General features: G+C 59.6%; 13 protein-coding genes. 11 read left to right on the plus strand and 2 right to left on the minus strand.

Annotated features, from left to right (window positions below; genetic code table 11):
* Positions 1 to 155 precede the first annotated feature (155 nt).
* Positions 156 to 551 carry a thioesterase family protein gene (locus ACOBR2_RS17540; RefSeq protein ID WP_420237397.1) on the plus strand — a complete coding sequence of 132 codons (396 nt, stop codon included), beginning with the start codon at positions 156 to 158 and terminating at the stop codon, positions 549 to 551.
* An 82-nt stretch (positions 552 to 633) separates the two neighbouring features.
* Here ACOBR2_RS17540 and ACOBR2_RS17545 read toward each other — a convergent pair whose 3' ends face one another.
* Together ACOBR2_RS17545 and ACOBR2_RS17550 are read right to left on the minus strand one after the other, a co-directional pair.
* Entirely contained in the window at positions 634 to 1,914 is a 1,281-nt protein-coding gene (locus ACOBR2_RS17545) for an ammonium transporter (protein ID WP_420237398.1), read from the minus strand.
* The gene (locus ACOBR2_RS17550; RefSeq protein WP_420237399.1) at positions 1,911 to 2,093 is read right to left on the minus strand and encodes a hypothetical protein; all 183 of its coding nucleotides are present in this window, start codon (positions 2,091 to 2,093) and stop codon (positions 1,911 to 1,913) included. Before ACOBR2_RS17550 ends, ACOBR2_RS17545 begins: the two co-directional genes overlap by 4 nt.
* Before the next feature lie 291 nt (positions 2,094 to 2,384).
* Between ACOBR2_RS17550 and ACOBR2_RS17555 the strand changes: the two genes are divergently transcribed.
* The 10 genes from ACOBR2_RS17555 (at position 2,385) to ACOBR2_RS17600 (ending at position 17,905) form a co-directional block, all read left to right on the plus strand.
* Positions 2,385 to 2,744 carry a hypothetical protein gene (locus ACOBR2_RS17555; RefSeq protein ID WP_420237400.1) on the plus strand — a complete coding sequence of 120 codons (360 nt, stop codon included), beginning with the start codon at positions 2,385 to 2,387 and terminating at the stop codon, positions 2,742 to 2,744.
* Between the two features lie 286 nt (positions 2,745 to 3,030).
* Positions 3,031 to 3,810 (plus strand): cytochrome c3 family protein, encoded by a 780-nt coding sequence (locus tag ACOBR2_RS17560; protein ID WP_420237401.1) that lies wholly within the window; start codon positions 3,031 to 3,033, stop codon positions 3,808 to 3,810.
* Positions 3,807 to 6,830 (plus strand): 4Fe-4S dicluster domain-containing protein, encoded by a 3,024-nt coding sequence (locus ACOBR2_RS17565; RefSeq protein WP_420237402.1) that lies wholly within the window; start codon positions 3,807 to 3,809, stop codon positions 6,828 to 6,830. Before ACOBR2_RS17560 ends, ACOBR2_RS17565 begins: the two co-directional genes overlap by 4 nt.
* 59 nt (positions 6,831 to 6,889) lie before the next feature.
* Positions 6,890 to 8,245: an NrfD/PsrC family molybdoenzyme membrane anchor subunit gene (gene nrfD, locus ACOBR2_RS17570; protein ID WP_420240033.1), complete on the plus strand. Its 1,356-nt coding sequence runs from the start codon at positions 6,890 to 6,892 to the stop codon at positions 8,243 to 8,245.
* Positions 8,242 to 8,790, plus strand: coding sequence for a DUF3341 domain-containing protein (locus ACOBR2_RS17575; RefSeq protein ID WP_420237403.1), 549 nt, complete (start codon positions 8,242 to 8,244; stop codon positions 8,788 to 8,790). Before nrfD ends, ACOBR2_RS17575 begins: the two co-directional genes overlap by 4 nt.
* A 125-nt stretch (positions 8,791 to 8,915) precedes the next feature.
* Positions 8,916 to 9,527: a c-type cytochrome gene (locus ACOBR2_RS17580; RefSeq protein ID WP_420237404.1), complete on the plus strand. Its 612-nt coding sequence runs from the start codon at positions 8,916 to 8,918 to the stop codon at positions 9,525 to 9,527.
* A gap of 48 nt (positions 9,528 to 9,575) precedes the next feature.
* Positions 9,576 to 10,841, plus strand: coding sequence for a hypothetical protein (locus ACOBR2_RS17585; RefSeq protein ID WP_420237405.1), 1,266 nt, complete (start codon positions 9,576 to 9,578; stop codon positions 10,839 to 10,841).
* On the plus strand, positions 10,834 to 11,289 hold the full coding sequence (locus ACOBR2_RS17590; protein WP_420237406.1) for a hypothetical protein: 456 nt from the start codon (positions 10,834 to 10,836) through the stop codon (positions 11,287 to 11,289). The genes ACOBR2_RS17585 and ACOBR2_RS17590 overlap by 8 nt, the downstream gene beginning before the upstream one ends.
* Positions 11,290 to 11,349: 60 nt before the next feature.
* Positions 11,350 to 12,747: a deoxyribodipyrimidine photo-lyase gene (locus ACOBR2_RS17595; protein ID WP_420237407.1), complete on the plus strand. Its 1,398-nt coding sequence runs from the start codon at positions 11,350 to 11,352 to the stop codon at positions 12,745 to 12,747.
* A 334-nt stretch (positions 12,748 to 13,081) separates the two neighbouring features.
* Positions 13,082 to 17,905: a choice-of-anchor D domain-containing protein gene (locus ACOBR2_RS17600; RefSeq protein WP_420237408.1), complete on the plus strand. Its 4,824-nt coding sequence runs from the start codon at positions 13,082 to 13,084 to the stop codon at positions 17,903 to 17,905.

The following is a 17,905-nucleotide window of genomic DNA, read 5'->3' on the forward strand; positions in this document are numbered from 1 at the left end:
GCCGTAGGCGCAGCGCAGGTTAGCCCCACGTTTCAACGTGGGGAAAGCAACATACAAGGGACGACGCAAAAAACTACCCAAAATCCAGGCAAAGTCACGCGAAGCGATCAGCCGCACCGCAGGTGCCGTGAGAAAATCAGTCAGGAGCAATCGCAATGGATTTGAATCTATCGGTCGGCATGACCGGCGAAAAGCGGGACGTGGTCAGCGACGCAAACACTGCAATCCAGTACGGCAGCGGAAACGTTCCTGTCTACGCGACTCCGGCCATGATCGGCCTGATGGAAGGCGCGGCAGTGAGCGCGGTTGCGGCGCATCTGCCCGCCGGCATGAGCACCGTGGGAACCGACCTCAAGATCCGGCACACCGCCGCCACTCCGGTTGGCTTGGCCGTGCATGCCACAGCTGAACTCACCGAAGTGGATGGCCGCCGTCTGGTTTTTTCCGTGCAGGCATTCGATGAGAAAGAGCAGATCGGCTCCGGTACGCACGAACGCTTCGTCATCCACGTGGAGAAGTTTTTGGCCAAAGCGAAGGCAAAAGCATTGTAGAAATTTGTGTAGAGCAAAGCGCAACACCAAGGGCCGCATCCGGAATGGATGCGGCCCTTGGTGTTTGCAAAACTGCAAAAGATCAGCGGTAAGAGTCGTCGCGGTGAATGACGAACTCCGGATAGGCTCCGCCGCCCAGCTCGTGCAGGTCCATGCCCAGCCGCTCACCATCCGGATCGGCGCGGAAAGGAACCAGACGGTCCAGCCCAAGAAAGAGGAAGTAGAAGAGCGGGAAAAAGAAGCCGAGCAGCGCGGCTACGCCCACCATCTGCGCAATGAATTGCCCCGCGCCGCCTGAAAACGCGCCCGCCGCCAGCAGGCCCCAGATACCGGCAATGCCGTGCACTACAACCGCTCCCGAAGGATCATCGATGGAGAGCGCCAGCTCAAAAACTTCCACCAGCAGCGGCGTAATTACGCCCGCCACCAGCCCGATGAAGAGCATGGCCCCGGGCGAAACCAGAGCCGCCGCCGCACTCGATGTGACCAGACCGGCCATCCAGCCGTTGGCGCACAGGCTGGCGTCGGGTTTACCAAAGCGCACGCTGGTCACGGTAAAGGTGGCAGCCAGAGAGATGCTGGCAGCCAGCATCGTGTTCACCGCTGTGGGAGCCAGCTCACCCAGCGGCGCATGCAGCCAAATCAGGGCTCCAGCGCAATTGGAAGCCAGAAAACCCACCAATGTGAGCAAGCAGCCGAAGAGAATATAGACGGTGTTGTGGCCGGGCATGGCCGTGGCCAGCCCTTCGCGAGGAAACTTGCCGCGCCGCGCACCCGCCACCCAGACCACGGCCAAAGCCGCCAGTCCGCCCAGCGTGTGAATACAACCCGCACCGCCCGCATCCTGAAAGCCCGCACCCAGCTTGAAGTTTGCGCCCAGTGTGGCCAGTATGCCGCCGCCCCAGTTCCAATAAGCAGCCAGCGGAAACAACAACACAGCCAGCACCGCAGCCACAGCCAAACCAGCCTGCAAACGCAGCCGGTCCGCGCCCGAGCCCCAGGGTAAAAGCACCAGCAACGCTACGGAAAAGACCTCAAAGAGGAGCCCCAACTGACGGACCGCCGGAGCGGCAGCCAGCCCACTGGCAAACAGCGGACCGGAACCCAGCAGATTCCAGGGCTTGCCGGCCAGATTCAGCACATGGCCCACGCCGCCCGGCAGGCTGCCGGCAAAGGCAGAACCGATCAGCACAAACAGAATCACCGCCACGGCGGCCATGGCCACACTGCCCAGAAGGGCCTGCGCAGCCGAGCGGGAGCGACCCAGGCCAACGTTGATCAGAGCCACACCGGCAATGGCCAAAGGCGCAACCAACAGCAGCGCAAAGGCCAGAACGAAACTGGCTTCAGACAGGGCGGTCATAGACGGCCCTCCCCGCGAGTCAGCATGTGGCCGCGTACGGCCACGCCCAGCCCTACCGCCTCAACCGCCAGTCCGCAGAAAACAAAAGCAGCCTGCGAAGCCGAATCAGTGAACATGACCAGCGCCGCCAGCACCAGAAAAAAACCGGTGGGCATCACCAGCAAACCTGCAATCTTCACGGTATTCCTTTCCGTGCCTCGAACGGGTGCGGAGCGCTGCAACGGCCCTCGCATGGGGCCGGAAGAAAACCATACGTCAGGAAAACCGCACTGCCGAACGACTCAATCTGTGCCTGAGATCAGAAAATCTTGCCTGCATTTTACTGCATAGCCAAAGCGGAATCCCATGAAGAACTCCATGGAATCCTCATCTCCATACTGCCATGCTGGGGCCAGTATGGATGCTGACAGGCCGTCAGCCCCTTCTGCCGGCCTGGCCGGAGATTCCATTTCATCTGGAGGTCATTCATTATGGAGTTTGTCGATCGTCTGACGCGCAGCGCGTCGGGAGCTCTGGCGGTGCTGGCCGTGGCCGCCTTTCTTGAAGCATTCGGCGATTCGCTCTTTCAAACCGCCTTCTACCGCTCCAGCGGCTGGCAGCGCACGGCAGCCATTGTGGCCGGAGCCGTGGTGCTGACCTGCTACGGTGCCACCGTCAACCTGCCCCGCTGGGACTTCGGCCGCCTGATCGGCGTCTACGTTGTCTTCTTCTTCGTGCTGGCCCAGGTGCTCAACAAGGTCCGCTTTGGCCAATCACCGAGCCTGCCCATTTACGTGGGCGGCACGCTGGTGGTGGCCGGTGGCTTGGTCATGGCCCTCTGGCGCGCCTAAAAGCGTGGTGACCTACCCCCTGCTCTTTCAGAACTGTCTCTTCAATTTCTGGAAGGAGCAGGGGCCTTCAGGCTTCTGAAAAACAGCTCAAACAAGAAGGCCTTCTGGCCTGGAACAAGCCCTGCTGCCCGCACCCATACACTGCCCGCCCGGGTAGTTTTCCGCACCGTCTTCACCAGAAATTTCCCGCTGTGGTGTAATGGTTGCAGTCTAAATTGAAGAACGGTGCCAGCCCTCTTCCCGGGTCTTCCGCACAGGTCTGGCCGCCACCGGGTTCGATACGCACATGGCGCAAATCTTCAGCCGCAAAGCGAATGCACGGACGCGCAAGGGGTTCGTCCTTGCCGGGCTGACGATTGTCTTTCTCGCTCTGGGACTTTATTGGGCGCAGGGCTCATCTTTACTGACGCGCCAGGGCGAGCGACCCCCGCAGCCTGTCGCCTTCAGCCACAAGCATCATGTGCAGGTGCTGGGCATTCATTGCCTCTACTGCCACACCTCGGTTGAGCGCTCCAGCTACGCCGGCATTCCGCCCACCAAAATCTGCATGAACTGCCATGCGCAGGTCCAGTCCAACGCTGAAGCGCTCGAACCAGCGCGCCAAAGCTGGACCACCGGCCAGCCGATTCCGTGGACCCGCGTGCACAATCTGCCGGGCTTTGTTTTCTTCAGCCATGAGATTCACGTAGCCAAAGGCGTAGGCTGCGCCACCTGCCATGGCCGCGTGGACCAGATGGCCGTAATGCGCAGCGATGCTTCACTGCAGATGCAGTGGTGCCTGGACTGCCATCGCAACCCGGCCAAAAACCTGCGCCCCACCAGCGAGATTTACAACATGACCTGGCAGCAGCCCACTGTGGCGCACCCCGTCTGGTGCACAGTAGCCAACGAACAGCCTGGAATGCCCACCTCCGAGAGCGTGCGCTGCGCCACACAGCAGCCCAGCCCGGGCGGCACAGGCTACGCTGCGTTTACCAGTCAGGATGCGCTGGGCCGCTTTCTTGCGGAGCATTACCGCATCCGCACGGCGCAGGAACTCTCCAGTTGCGAGGTCTGCCACCGATGAGCAAAGAGAGAGAGCAACAATCTCTGCGGGAGCCTGCTTTGTGTCAGGGAACGACTTCGGTCGTGCCGCAAGCAGACGCAAAAACGGCGGGATTTTTCTCGCTGCAATCCCTCCTGCGCGGTGCTGCGCAGGAAGATTCCGAAAGCAACGCGGTTTCTCGCCGCGGTTTTCTGAAGGCGATGGGAGCCTCTGCGGCGCTGGCCGGCATGAGTGCCTGCACCCGTCCGCCGCGTGAAACCATCTACCCCTACGCGCGTCAGCCAGAAGACCTCATCCCCGGCAAGCCGAACTATTTTGCCACTGCCCATCCGCTGCCCACCGGTGCAGTGCCGCTGCTGGTCAAGTGCGAAGAGTATCGCCCCATCAAGATCGATGGCAATCCCGAGCACAGCTACAATCGCGGCACATCTGATGTATTTTCGCAGGCCGCATTGCTGGCGCTCTATGATCCCGACCGCTCACAGCAGGTGCTCTATCGCAGCCAGCCGCGCACCTGGAACGAATTTGCTCTTGGCTTTCGTGATCATCTGCTGGCCACTGGCAATGGCCACGGCGTCTACTTTCTGAGCACCACCATCCTCTCACCCACGCTGGCTCGTCAGTGGCGTGCCGTACAGACTGCACTGCCACAAGCAAAGCTCATTCAGTACGATCCAGCGGTTGCGGGCACAACGCTCGAGGCAGGAAGCGCTCAGCCTGTTTACGATCTGACGCAAGCCGATGTCATCCTCTCACTCGATGCGGATTTTCTTTCCGGTGCGGCCTTCCCTGGCTTTCACAAGCTCACCCGCGAGTATGCCGAGCGCAGAAAAGATCCATCGCATCTGAACCGTCTCTATGCCGTCGAATCCACGCCTACCACTACGGGCATGAAGGCCGAGCACCGCTTGACTCTGCGTGCCAGCGAGATTCCCGCCTTTACCGCAGAGCTTGCCAAGCTGCTTGGCGTAGCGGACGTGCACCCTCCTGCGCATACGTGGAGTGATGAGCAGAAATTTTTTTTGCAAGCTCTCGCCAAGGATCTGAAGATGCATGCGGGCCGTTGTGTGGTGATTCCCGGGCTCTATCAGGATCGTTCCGTGCAACAAATCACCGAACGCATCAACACCACCTTGAATAACCTCGGCAAAACCGTTTCTCTGCCACAGGAAAATTCCGGTCTAATTTTAAGCGATCAACGCGCCGAACTTGCAGCGCTCATCGGCGCTCTGTACGCGGGCAAAGTCGATTGGATGGTGATTCTGAACGCCAATCCCGTCTACGCAACGCCTGCCGACCTTGGCTTCAGCACCGCAATCAAAAAAGCCCGGACAGTGATTCACCTCGGCGAGCATTGCGATGAAACTGGGCAGATGGCCGACTGGCACATTCCGGCGGCAAACTTCCTGGAGATGTGGACCGATGCGCGGGCCTATGACGGCACAGCGTCCATCGTGCAGCCGATGATCGATCCGCTCTACGGCGGCAAAACGGCGCACCAGTTTTTGCAGGCGTTGCTGGCGGAGCCGGGTCTGAGCCCCTACGATGCGATTCGGGAAACATGGCGCGAGACGCTTTCCGAGAATGGCGACTTTGAACAGAACTGGCGCACAGCTTTGCACACGGGATGGATTGCAGAAACGGGGTTCGTGAATCAGCCGACAACTCCGGCAGCAATCCGGCCAGACTTGCAGACCATCACTCCCGCAGCTCCGACAGAAAATCTCGAAATCATCTTTCGCCTCGATCCGCATCTCTACGATGGCCGCTTTTCGAACGTCGCATGGCTGCAGGAAGTTCCCCGACCGCTTACCGGCCTGTGCTGGGACAATGCCGCCCTCGCCTCTGCCGCAACGCTTGCGAAGTATGGCCTGAGCGATGGCGATGTCGTGGAACTTTGCGTGGGCGCGTGCAGAGTAAAAGCGCCGGTCCTCGTGGCAACAGGCCATCCAGAAAATTCCGTAACGGTGCACCTTGGTTCGGGCCGCAGCTTTGGCCGCGTAGCAGCGGGTGCAGGCTTCAATGCCTACCAAATCCAGCTCTCGTCCTCACCGTGGTGTGCCACAGGCTCCATGCGCAAAGTGGAAGGTCCTTGGGGATTGGCGATTGCGAACAGTCCCATAGAGCATGCGCACGAGCACGAAGAAGATTCGCTGAAAGCAGACGAAGCACTCGGCGAACGCAGCATTGTGCGCAGTGCCACGCTTGAGCAGTACAAAAACAATCTCCGCTTTGCGCAAAGGGATTCCGCGCACGATTCCATGCTTCCCGCCTGGGAGTACAAGGACAATGCGTGGGCCATGTCGATTGACCTGAACAGCTGCACGGGCTGCAACGCCTGCATCGTAGGCTGCTATGCCGAAAACAATATTGCAGTCGTAGGCAAGCAGCAGGTGCGGTTGGGCCGCAGTCTGCAGTGGCTGCGCATCGATACTTACTTCGAAACCAGCAAGGGAGACGAGTCCGCAGAGCCCCGCGCGCACTTTCAGCCCATGGCCTGCCAGCACTGCGAGAACGCACCCTGCGAACAGGTCTGCCCGGTGAGTGCCACCACGCATTCACCCGAGGGGCTGAACACGATGACCTACAATCGCTGCGTAGGCACACGCTATTGCGCCAACAACTGCCCCTACAAAGTGCGGCGCTTCAATTATCTTCACTACTCCGACGACGAGACGGAAGCGCTGAAGCTGATGCGTAACCCCGACGTGAGTGTGCGCTCGCGCGGCGTGATGGAAAAATGCAGCTTCTGTGTGCAGCGCATCAACGCCGCAAAGATCGAAACCGAAAAACAGAACCGTCCCGTTGCCGATGGAGAGATTGAAACCGCCTGTCAGCAAGCCTGTCCCGCGCAGGCCATCACCTTTGGCAACCTCAACAATAAAGAGAGTGCGATAGCGCTGGCCCGAGCAGGCGAACGCAGCTACGCGGTGCTGGGCGAACTGAATACGCGGCCACGCACCACCTATGTAGCCGCTGTGAGCAACCCGAATCCGGAACTAGCAGAAAAAACTTTCAGCACAATGCAGCGGAAGAGTTAGCCGTGGACGAACAGCAAAAACAAAACCGCACGGCAGTCCATGCAGGACGCGATTCTGCAATCAACAAGTCGCGCTTGATCGCGCCCGGGCAGAGCCTGCGCTCCATCACGGAGAAGATCACCTCCATTGCGCTTGCGCCGCGTACGCCGCAGGGCTGGATGGTGCTGATGGCCGTCGCTGGTGCGCTTGTTCTGCTGCTGCTCGTTTCGCTTGCCGTGCTTTTTTTGCGTGGCATAGGCATATGGGGCGTGAATCAGCCGGTGGCCTGGGGACTGGCCATCGTCAACTTCGTCTGGTGGATCGGCATTGGGCACGCAGGCACGCTGATCTCCGCGATCCTGCTGCTCTTCCGCCAACGTTGGCGCAACTCCATCAGCCGCTTCGCCGAGGCCATGACGGTCTTCGCCGTAGTCTGCGCGGGACTGTTTCCAGTGATTCACCTGGGCCGTCCGTGGCTCTTCTACTGGCTCTTTCCCTATCCAAATTCAATGCAGATGTGGCCGCAGTTCCGCTCACCACTCTTGTGGGATGTCTTTGCCGTCTGCACCTATGCCACGCTCTCCATCGTCTTCTGGTATGTGGGCATGATTCCCGACTTTGCCACGCTGCGTGACCGTGCACAAGCCCGTCCCGCGCAGATTGCCTATGGCCTACTGAGCCTTGGCTGGCGCGGCTCCGCGCGGCACTGGGCGCGTTATGAAACCACCACGCTTCTGCTCGCCGGCTTGGCCACGCCGCTGGTGCTCAGCGTGCATACCGTCATCAGCTTCGACTTTGCGGTTAGCCTGCTGCCCGGTTGGCACTCGACCATCTTCCCGCCGTATTTTGTGGCGGGCGCAATCTACTCCGGCATGGCCATGGTTGTAACGCTGGCGATTCCACTGCGCCGGTTCTACAAACTTGAATCGCTCGTCACACGCAAGCACATTGATAACATGGGCAAGATCATGCTGACCGCCGGACTCATCGTCGCCTACGGCTACATGATGGAGGCCTTCATGGCCTGGTACTCGGCCTCGCCCACTGAAGCCTTCATGATGTGGAACCGCGCCTTCGGTCCACAGGCCTGGATTTACTGGCTGCTGATCGTCTGCAACCTGATTGTGCCGCTGACCACGCTCTGGTCGCGCCGCCTGCGCACCAATCTTGCCTTCATGTTCTGCCTGTCGATTGTGGTAAATGTAGGCATGTGGCTGGAGCGCTTCGTCATCGTGGTCACGAGCCTCGAACGCGACTACGTTCCCTCAGCCTGGGGAAGTTACAAACCCACGCTCTGGGACTGGCTTACGTACGCAGGCACGCTTGGCCTCTTCCTCGCACTCTTCCTGATCTTCGTGCGTCTTCTGCCCATCGTTCCCATGAATGAAGTACGTGCCATGCTCCCTGAATCCCGCGTGAAGGAGGCCGTGCGATGAAGGCACAAAAGAACGTGCAAATTTACGGCCTGCTGGCGGAGTTTGAAACTTCCACAGAACTTGTGGTTGCCGTGCGCAAGGCTCGCAGCGACGGCTGGAAAAGGATGGACTGCTACTCACCGTTTCCCATTGCAGAAGCGGCGGAAGTCCTTGACTGCGAGCACAATTCCGTTGCGTTGTTTACCTTGCTCGGCGGCCTCTTCGGCCTGATGGCAACGGCACTACTCACGTGGTGGGTTTCGGCTGTGGCTTATCCGCTGAACATCGGCGGAAGACCGCTGAACTCGTGGCCCGCCTTCGTGGTTCCTGTCTTTGAAGGTACAATCCTGTGCGCTGGACTCGCTGCATTTTTTGCCATGCTTGTGCTCAACAAGCTTCCCGAACTCTATCATCCTGTCTTCAACGCCAAGAACTTCCGCACACGGGCAAGCAGCGACAGATTCTTTCTCTGCCTTGAAGCCAAAGATGCAAAATTTGAACGCGAAGAGACGCGCAAATACCTGGTCGAATTTGCTCCCTGCTCTGTCGTAGAGGTGGAGGAATGAACTGCGCCGGAGGACAGAGGACAGAGGACAGAGAGCAGAGGATAGAGAGTCGAAAACAGAGATACAATCTGTTTGCACTCCTGCTGCTGTTTTTTTTACTGCAGATCGTTGGTTGCCGTCATGAAATGCAGGACCAGCCCAAGCTTCCTCCACTGCGTGGTTCAGCACTCTTTGACGATCGTCGCGGAGCGCGTCCGCAGCCCGCGCATACAGTTGCGCGCACTCAGGCTGAAGCTGACGATTACGACCACACTGGTGTGGTGGCCGGAGACGCTGGCTACAAAAAAGAATTGGAGATCATGCCCTTCCCAGTCACAATGCAGGTGCTTCGGCGCGGACAGGAACAGTTCAATGTGTACTGCGCGCCCTGCCACTCCCGCGTGGGCAATGGATTGGGCGAAACCGTGCAGCGTGGATTCCCGCGCGCCGCGAACCTGAACGATCAAGTGCGCCTCTCGCAACTTTTGTCGCATTACTATTACGTCATCAGCCACGGCTACAACGCCATGCCAGAGTATGCGACGCAGATCTCAGTGGAAGATCGCTGGGCAGTTGCGGCCTACGTGCGCGCGCTGCAGTTGAGTCAGGCCGCAAATCCCTCCGACGTCCCTGCTGGTGTTGCAGTCAAGGAATTGAAAGACGTGGCCGCAGCCAAAGGGCACCCGGAGTATGCGCAACCCTGGCCCGTCCCGCCTGTGCCTGTACCTGCAAAAGAAGGCACAGGTGCTAGGTTCTAGGTGCTAGAAGCTAGAGGCTGGAAGCTAAAAAAAGATCGAAAGAGGAAGATGCTGAAGCAGGAAAGCAGATCGCTGCCAGAAGTAGTAAAAGCTCCCGCGCACCTGCGCGTGTGGCAGCGTCGTGCGCTACTGGTTGCATTGCTGGGCGCACTTGCGGCTGCTCTTCTAGCGGTAGCGGAAAACTCCACCGAGCATCTGCTCCGGGCGTGGCTTCTGGGCTTTGTCTTTGTCTTTGGATTTGCCGTGGGCGGTCTGGCGCTGCTGATGGTGCAGTACTGCGCCAGTGGCCACTGGAGTCTGTTGCTGCGCCGCCCGCTGGAGGCAATGAGCCGCACCTTGCCGCTGGTCTTTGTGTATTGGATCGTTGTTGTCTGCGCCATGAAAAGGCTTTATCTGTGGGCGCGCATTGCAGATGCGAACGCTGCGCTTCGCGCAGATCTGATCAACTCTGCACAGGCCCATTGCATTGAGTTCAAGCGCGTCTTGCTCAACCCCACGGCCTTTGTCGTTGCCAGTCTGGTCTGTTTTGCAGCGTGGTCGTTTTTCGCGTGGAGGCTCCATCGTCTAGCGCAAAAAGCCGATGAGGATCTGCGCGAAAACGCCGCGCACTGGTTGAGCAAACTCGCGCGGTACAGTGCTCCGGGGCTAGTGGTTGTAGTGCTGACGGTAACGGCAGCCACCCTCTACTGGATCATGTCGCTCGATGTCACATGGGCCTCGTCGATCTTTGGTCTGCTGTTGCTGGTAGGGCTTGCTTCCCAGGCGCTGGCGCTGGCCACGTTCACTGTTCTGGCGCTGGCCAAGGATGATCCGTACAAAACTGTTTTGCGCATCGACGAGCAGCACGATATGGGCAAGATGGTGTTTGCCTTTGTAATGTTGAATGTCTATCTGGCCTTTTCGCAGTTCCTCATCGTGTGGTCGGGCAATCTGCCAGAGGAGGCTTCGTGGTATCTGGATCGCATGCGCGGAGTCTGGAGCGCGATCATGGCGCTCGACTGCATCTTTGCGTGGCTGGTACCGTTTCTTCTGCTGCTTTCGCGCGACTTGAAGCGGAATCGCAAGCGGCTGATGGCCGTCTGCGCATGGATCCTTTTTGCGCGGGCCTTCGATCTCTTCTGGATGATCGAACCGAGCTTCAAAGACGCAGCACGCAACCTGCACTTCAGCTGGGGACTGCTCGAATACGTCGCCGTTCCTATAGCGATGGTTGCACTCTGGACCGCATACTTTCTTGCCCAGCTTCAATCCCGGCCACTGCTTCCCATCAACGATCCGCTCTGGCACAGGTGCGAGGAGGGCGAACATGATTAAGCAGAATCCGATCAGTCGGATGGTTGCTCCTGTCTCAATCACAGTGCTGTGCCTTATTGTTGCACTAGCTGGAATGGGTCTGCATGCAGCGTATGAAAAGCTGCAGAAAACATCCTCCGCAATACCGCCGCAGACCAGCACGGAAGAACAGAAATATTTGGTCGCACTGGGCAGACCGCTCCCTGAGCCCGACACGAGCGAGAAGCCGGATCTTGTGGATTTGCACGGGCGTGAGGATCTGCTGCTGAACAACTACACCTGGGCCGATGCGGCGCACACCAAAGTGCGCATTCCCATTGAGCGCGCCATGGAATTAACCGTGGAGCGCGGTCTTCCGGTGGAAGACGCCAAGCAGAAGCATGCGCTGCTCAAGGGCGAAAAACCGCTGCAGACAAGTGCGCCGCTCACGGACGGCTACGCACCGACGGCACTCGATGCACAAAGATAATCTGCGGCACAATTGAATCTGCTGGCAGTTTGTTGAATCAGAGAAGCAGGTGAGCCGACGATGGAACTGGCGCAACTGGCAGATCAGCCTCGAGTGACGGTGCGACGCGCTGGAGAGACCCGCACGCCAGCCCGCTGCGTCGTCTACTGGATGCAACGCGCGCTGCGTATCGACGATAATCCGGCGCTCGATGTTGCCATTGAAGCCGCCAACCTGCTCGGTCTGCCGGTGGTCGTCTACTTTCAGGTGATTCCCAACTACCCCAACGCCAATCTGCGCCATTATCACTTTCTGCAGCAGGCTCTTGTGGATACCGAGGCCGACGCCGCCGAGCGCGGGGTGGGCTTTGTGGTGCGACGCGCGCTGCCCGGCGGCAAAGGGGCTACGCTCGAAGGCTTTCTGGAAGAAGTGCAGGCCGCGCTGGTGGTGGGCGATGAAAATCCATGCAGAGAGCCGGAGCGCTGGCGGCAGGTGCTCGGGCGCAGGCTCAAGCTGCCCTTCTGGACGGTCGATGCGGATGTGGTCGTTCCCTCGAAGATATTCAATCGCAGCTTTGTGCTACTGCATCACTTCCGCCCGCATCTGAAAACGCAACTGGAAAAATTCCTTGTCGCGCCAGAGAATCTCAAGCCGCTCAAGTTGTGGGAACCTGAGAAAGCACCGGAAAGTTTTTCTCTCACTGCCGACATTACCGAGGGCTTTACCCAACTGGACCGTCGCATCGCCCCGGTGGACAGCTTTACCGGCGGCACTCATGCGGCGCTCAAGCTGCTGGACACCTTTGTGCACACCGGACTAGCCGACTACGACGAGCAGCGCAATCATCCCGAGTTGCGTGGAACCAGCCGTCTGTCGCCTTATCTGCACTTTGGCAACATTTCTCCGGTGCGGATTGCATTGGCCGTACGGCAGGCCGCGGCAGAAGGACAGGCGACGAACTGGGCCGCGGAAAAATTCCTTGAGCAGGTGATTGCCTGGCGTGAGCTTTCCGTACTATTCGTGCGCCATGAACCCAACTACGACACATGGGAATGCGCTGCACCGTGGGCCCGCAAAACTCTGATTGAGCACACCGGCGATGCGCGACCGCACCGCTACACGCTCGCAAAACTGGAGCGCGCCGAAACAGCCGATGAGTTGTGGAACGCTGCCCAGCAGCAGATGGTCGAAAGCGGCTGGATGCACAACTACATGCGCATGTACTGGGCCAAGAAAATCCTGGAGTGGGCGCCCGATCCGGAGCGGGCCTTTGCCTGGGCGGTTGAATTGAACGACCGCTATGAGCTGGATGGGCGCGACGCCAACGGCTATGCGGGCGTTGCCTGGGCGATTGTCGGACGACACGACCGACCATGGTTTAACAAACCCGTCTTCGGTCTGGTGCGGCCCATGAGCGGAAAGTCGCTTGCCAAAAAATTCGACGCTACCAGCTACATCCGGCGCTGGAGCGCGCGCTGAATCAGCAGAATTTTTGCGCGAAAAAATCCCGTTTCCCATGAAACTTCTTTCTGACTTACGCGGCAGAAAATCTAATCTCTCTTCCCTGAAAAAACCATCCATAGCGCCGTGAAATCAGCCTATAATGAGCGCGGTTGTACTCCCAGCACTGTTTGTTTCGCATGCTTGATTTCCATAGGTCTCAAGATCATCCCCCTTAGAGGATGAGCAAGAGGGGGAAACAAGAGGCGGAACAGGAGTGCAAGTGAGTGCTTGCTTTAATAACAACTGCAGGGGGCTTCTCCACCAACGCCCGCAACCCCTTGTCAGCCATAAGTATCTTCCGCTTCTTCTGATGCATGTTCTTGCTTGCATGCTGTCGTGCTGGCCGTGCCACGCACAACAGAAGGCAACCGCGCTTGCAACTGCCGCAGAACCACCGCAGGCGCGGCAGATGCGCCGTTTCCTGGCCCGCCGTGGTTGGTCGCCGACCTCGGGCATTCCGGTGCGGGCACAGACCAGCCAGAAAAACACGACGGCTCAGGCCACAGCGCAGCTTGCCGTGCATGCGCTGAGCAGCGGCACCACCTCCGCATGGACCGCGCTTGGACCCACAGCAGTTACTTCGACAAACTTCGGACTGGTCACGGGGCGTGTGACCTCCATCGCCCTTGATCCCAACGATTCCACCGGCAATCATGTGTACATTGGCACCACCGGCGGCGGCGTGTGGGAGTCGTCGAATGCAGCCACCTCCAGCGCCAGCTCGGTGGTCTTCACCGCGCTTACCGATTCCCTCTCCGCACTTGATAGCGCCACCGACGCCTCCATCAGCATAGGCGCAGTCACCGTGCAGCCAGGCAATGCCGACGTGGTGCTGGCCGGTACCGGCGATACGAACGATCTAAGCTCGTCCTATTACGGCGCGGGGATTCTGCGCTCCGCCGACGGCGGAAACACCTGGATTCTGATTCCCAAAACCAAAGACTACGAAGACAGCCTGGGCATCTCCGACTTCAGCTTCCTCGGCGAGGGCTTTGCAGGATTTGCCTGGAGCACGAGCAACACCGCGCTGGTGGTAGCCGCCGTCTCTGATGCATATGAGGCTTCGCTGGTCAATGCGGTGCAGACAGGCAACAGCAGCCGGGGGCTCTACTACTCGCCCGATGCCGGAGTTACATGGCACCTGGCCACCATCGAAGACAGCAGCAGCGCGGTCGTGCAGGGGCCGCTGATGACGATCGCCGGCACCGATGGCAATGCAGTGACTTCGGTGGTGTGGAATCCTATCCGGAAGATGTTTTTTGCGGCGGTGCGCTATCACGGCTACTATCAATCGTCGGACGGCATCACCTGGACTCGCCTGAGTTCGCAGCCCGGATCGAGTCTGACCACCACACTCTGCCCCACCAACAGCGGCACCACTGGTTCCACCGGCTGCCCCATCTATCGCGGCACGCTAGCCGTGAATCCGACGACCGGCGACACCTTTGCCTGGACGGTGAACAGCGCCAGCGTCGATCAGGGACTCTGGCGAGATAGTTGTTCGCTGAGCAGTGGCTCTTGCTCCAGCAGTACGGTTTCTTTTGCTACGCAGATCAACACCAGCCTGCTGGAGTCCACGGTGAACGGCAATTCCGCAGGCATCGTCGATGGCCTGTACACACTGGCTCTGGCCGCAGTGCCCTACGAGCAGGACACAATTCTGCTGGCTGGCGATGATGACGTGTGGCGTTGCAGTCTGGCATCAGGTTGCGCAACGAACTGGCGCAACACCACCAACACCAGCACCTGCATGACGGCAATGGTCGGCCCCTATCAACACGCGCTGACCTTCAACGCATCGAATACCGAGGAGATCCTGATCGGCAACGACAGCGGCCTGTGGCGCTCCATGGACCAGATTGGCCAGAGTGGTACCACCTGCATCTCCGCCGATGCCAGCCATTACCAAAACCTGAATGGCTCACTCGGTTCGCTGGCCGACGTGGAGTCGATCTCGCCGGTGCTCACCTCACCCTATGTGATGATGGCCGGACTGGGTGTGAATGGCGTGGCGGGCGTAAAAGAAACAGCCGTCACCACCAACTGGCCGCAGATCCTGAGCGGCTATGGCGGCCCGGTGGCCGTGGACTCCACCAACACCGACAAGTGGTACGTAAACGATGCCGAGGCGGGCGTATCGATCTATCTGTGCAATGAGTCCACGGCCTGCACGGCGTCGGACTTTGGCACCAGCCCGGTGGTTGACAGCGCCGATGTAAGCGGCGATGGCGTCAACCTCTCGGCACCCGCAACGTTTATGGTTGATCCGCTCAGCGACAGCGATCTGCTGATTGCCACCTGCCGTGTCTGGCGCGGTCCGGCCAGTGGCAGCGGCTGGTCAAGCTCAAACGCCATCAGCCGCATTCTCGACACCAGCTCGTCCACCTCCACCTGCTACGGAGACGGACAGATCCGCACGATGGCGGCCATGCAGATTTCCAGCACCACCGAGGTCATCTATCTGGGCATGTACGGCTCACTGAACGGCGGCGGCAATCTGGGTGGGCATGTTCTAACAGCCATCTTCAACACCACCGCTTCGAGCAATCCCACCTGGACTGACATCACCAACGCGGTGACCAACAACAGTAAGGTGATGAACTACTACGGCTACGATATTTCCAGCATCTACATTGATCCGCACGACACCACCGGCAACACTGTCTATGTAACCGTGGAGGGCTTCAAGACCACGGATGGAACGGATGTGCAGACACTCTACCGCAGCACCAATGGCGGCACAACGTGGACCAGCATTGTAGCCAATCTGCCTATCTCGCCAGCCAACGCCGTAGTAGTTGATCCGCAGGATGCAGGCACGGTTTACGTGGCCACCGACGAGGGCGTTTACTACACCAGCGACCTCTCTTCCTGCATAACTGCACCCTACGAGTGCTGGACGGCGCTGGGCTCTGGCCTGCCGATGGCGCCGGTGGTTGCGCTCAGCGCCGCGCCGACAACGGCCAGCAATCAGGTGCTGGTGGCAGGAACCTTCGGGCGCGGCCTCTGGGAGACGGATCTGATCTCGGCCGACGAAACGCTGACCTCCGTCTCCGTCGTACCCACCTCCCTCGACTTTGGCAATGAGCCTTACGGCAGCACCAGCGCAGCGCGGACCGTGACCCTGACCAATAGCGGATCGAAGGTGCTTTCACCCACGGCTATCGAGATGTCGTCCACCGACTTTCTCGAATCCGATAACTGCACGAGCGAGACGACTGCCGTCAATGCCACCTGCAGCATCTCGGTCAGCTTCCGGCCTGGCTCGGTCGGGGCCATCACTGGAAGCATGGTGGTCAAACTCAACGTCTCAGGTGGGCAGATCAGCGTGCCGCTCAGTGGCACCGGCACCGTAGCGGGCACCATGAGCCTTTCACCGCCTACCCTCAGCTTTGGCAGCGAAGTGGTAGGTGGAACTTCGTCGACCCTGCAGGTGACGGCCACCAACAGCAGCAGCACAACTGCGGTGGCCATCAGCAGCGTCAGCATCTCTTCCACCCAGTTTGCGTTTTATTCCGACACCTGCTCAGGCACGACGCTGAACGCCAGTTCAAGCTGCCAGTTGGAGATTGAATTTTCTCCCACCACCACCGGCGCATTGACAGGCGTTCTCACCATGGCCGACACCGCCGGCACGCAGACCGTGGATCTGAGCGGTACGGGAGTCAGCGCAGCCTCCGACACACTCAGCGCCACCTCACTGACCTTTGCCGCCACGGCCGTGGGTTCATTAAGTAGCGCGCAAACCATTACCCTGACCAATAACGGGGGTGTGCCCCTGACTTCGATTGCGCTCTCGCTCAACACCACGCAGTATGAAGAGTCGAACACCTGCACGGCAATTTTGGCAGCCGGTGCCAGCTGCTCGATCACCGTGACCTTTGCCCCCACGCAGATCGGAACCATCTCCGGCACACTCAGCGTGAGCGACGTGCTGCAAACGCAGACGGTTTCCTTGAGCGGTACCGCCGTGAAGGCAGCCACCATCAGCGTTTCACCCACCTACATGACCTTCAGCAACACCATGGTGGGCGTAACCAGTTCTCCGCAGACGCTTACCGTCACCAACAACGGCGCCGTGTCAATGGCCAGTGTGGGCTTCCAGATCACCGGCGTGGCCGCCGCCAGCTATTCGCTTGAGAACAACACCTGCGGCGCGACGCTTGCTGCTGGGGCCAGTTGCACAGTGCAGGTAGTCTTCACGCCTACCGACTCCGGCGTCATCGCAGCCACGCTTTCCGTCAGCTCCGCCACCACGGGCGTCACCCCGGTGGCCGTTCCACTCAACGGTTCCGCAATCCTGACCAACGCACTCACCGTCATCCCGAGCTCCATTACCTTCAGCCCCGGCAGCGGAGTAGGCGTAGGCCTGACCAGCACGGCCACCACCCTCACCTTCTCCAACACCAGCGCTTATTCGATTGCCGCGCCCAGCCTCAGCATCTCTTCCCCCTTCGCCATAGCCAAGAACAACTGCGCCAGTACTCTGGCGGCGGTCTCCTCCTGCACCGTAACGGTCACCTTTACGCCCACTTCGGTGGGCAGCTACAGCGGCACCATGATCGCCACCTCCAGCACCGTAACCGACCCGGCCGACGTCTCGCTCAGCGGCGTGGGCTTTGACTTTGCGGCCAGCCTTTCCGGCTCCAGCACGCAGACGGTGGTTCCCGGCACCACTGCCACCTACAACATTGCCTTCAACACACTGAGCAACGTGACGGGAACCTACACCTACACCTTTGCCTGCGGCACATTGCCGACTGGCACAGCCTGCAGCTTTGCTTCCGCAAGCGTCACCACGGCGGCCGGCACCAGCGGCCAAGTCGCACTGAGCATTACCACCACCAGCAGCACCGCCAATGCACGCAAACCCGCTTCCAGCTCCCCATGGTTGCTACGTACGCTGCCGCTGCTCTGCGGCCTGCTCATGCTGCCGCTGGGGTGGCGAGCCCGCCGCCGCCTTGTGGCCATGCTAGGACTGCTGGGAATCCTGACCGGCATTGCCACCAGCTGTGCTTCGGCAGGAATTGCCAGCAGCAAGGGCACCACTTCCACCGGCACCTATACGATTCCGGTCACAGTCACCAGCATCGGCGTCTCGCACTCGGTTTCGGTAACGCTGACTGTGGATTAA

Origin of the sequence: Telmatobacter bradus, assembly GCF_048629425.1 — a bacterium.
In the GTDB taxonomy this organism is placed as follows: domain Bacteria; phylum Acidobacteriota; class Terriglobia; order Terriglobales; family Acidobacteriaceae; genus Telmatobacter; species Telmatobacter bradus.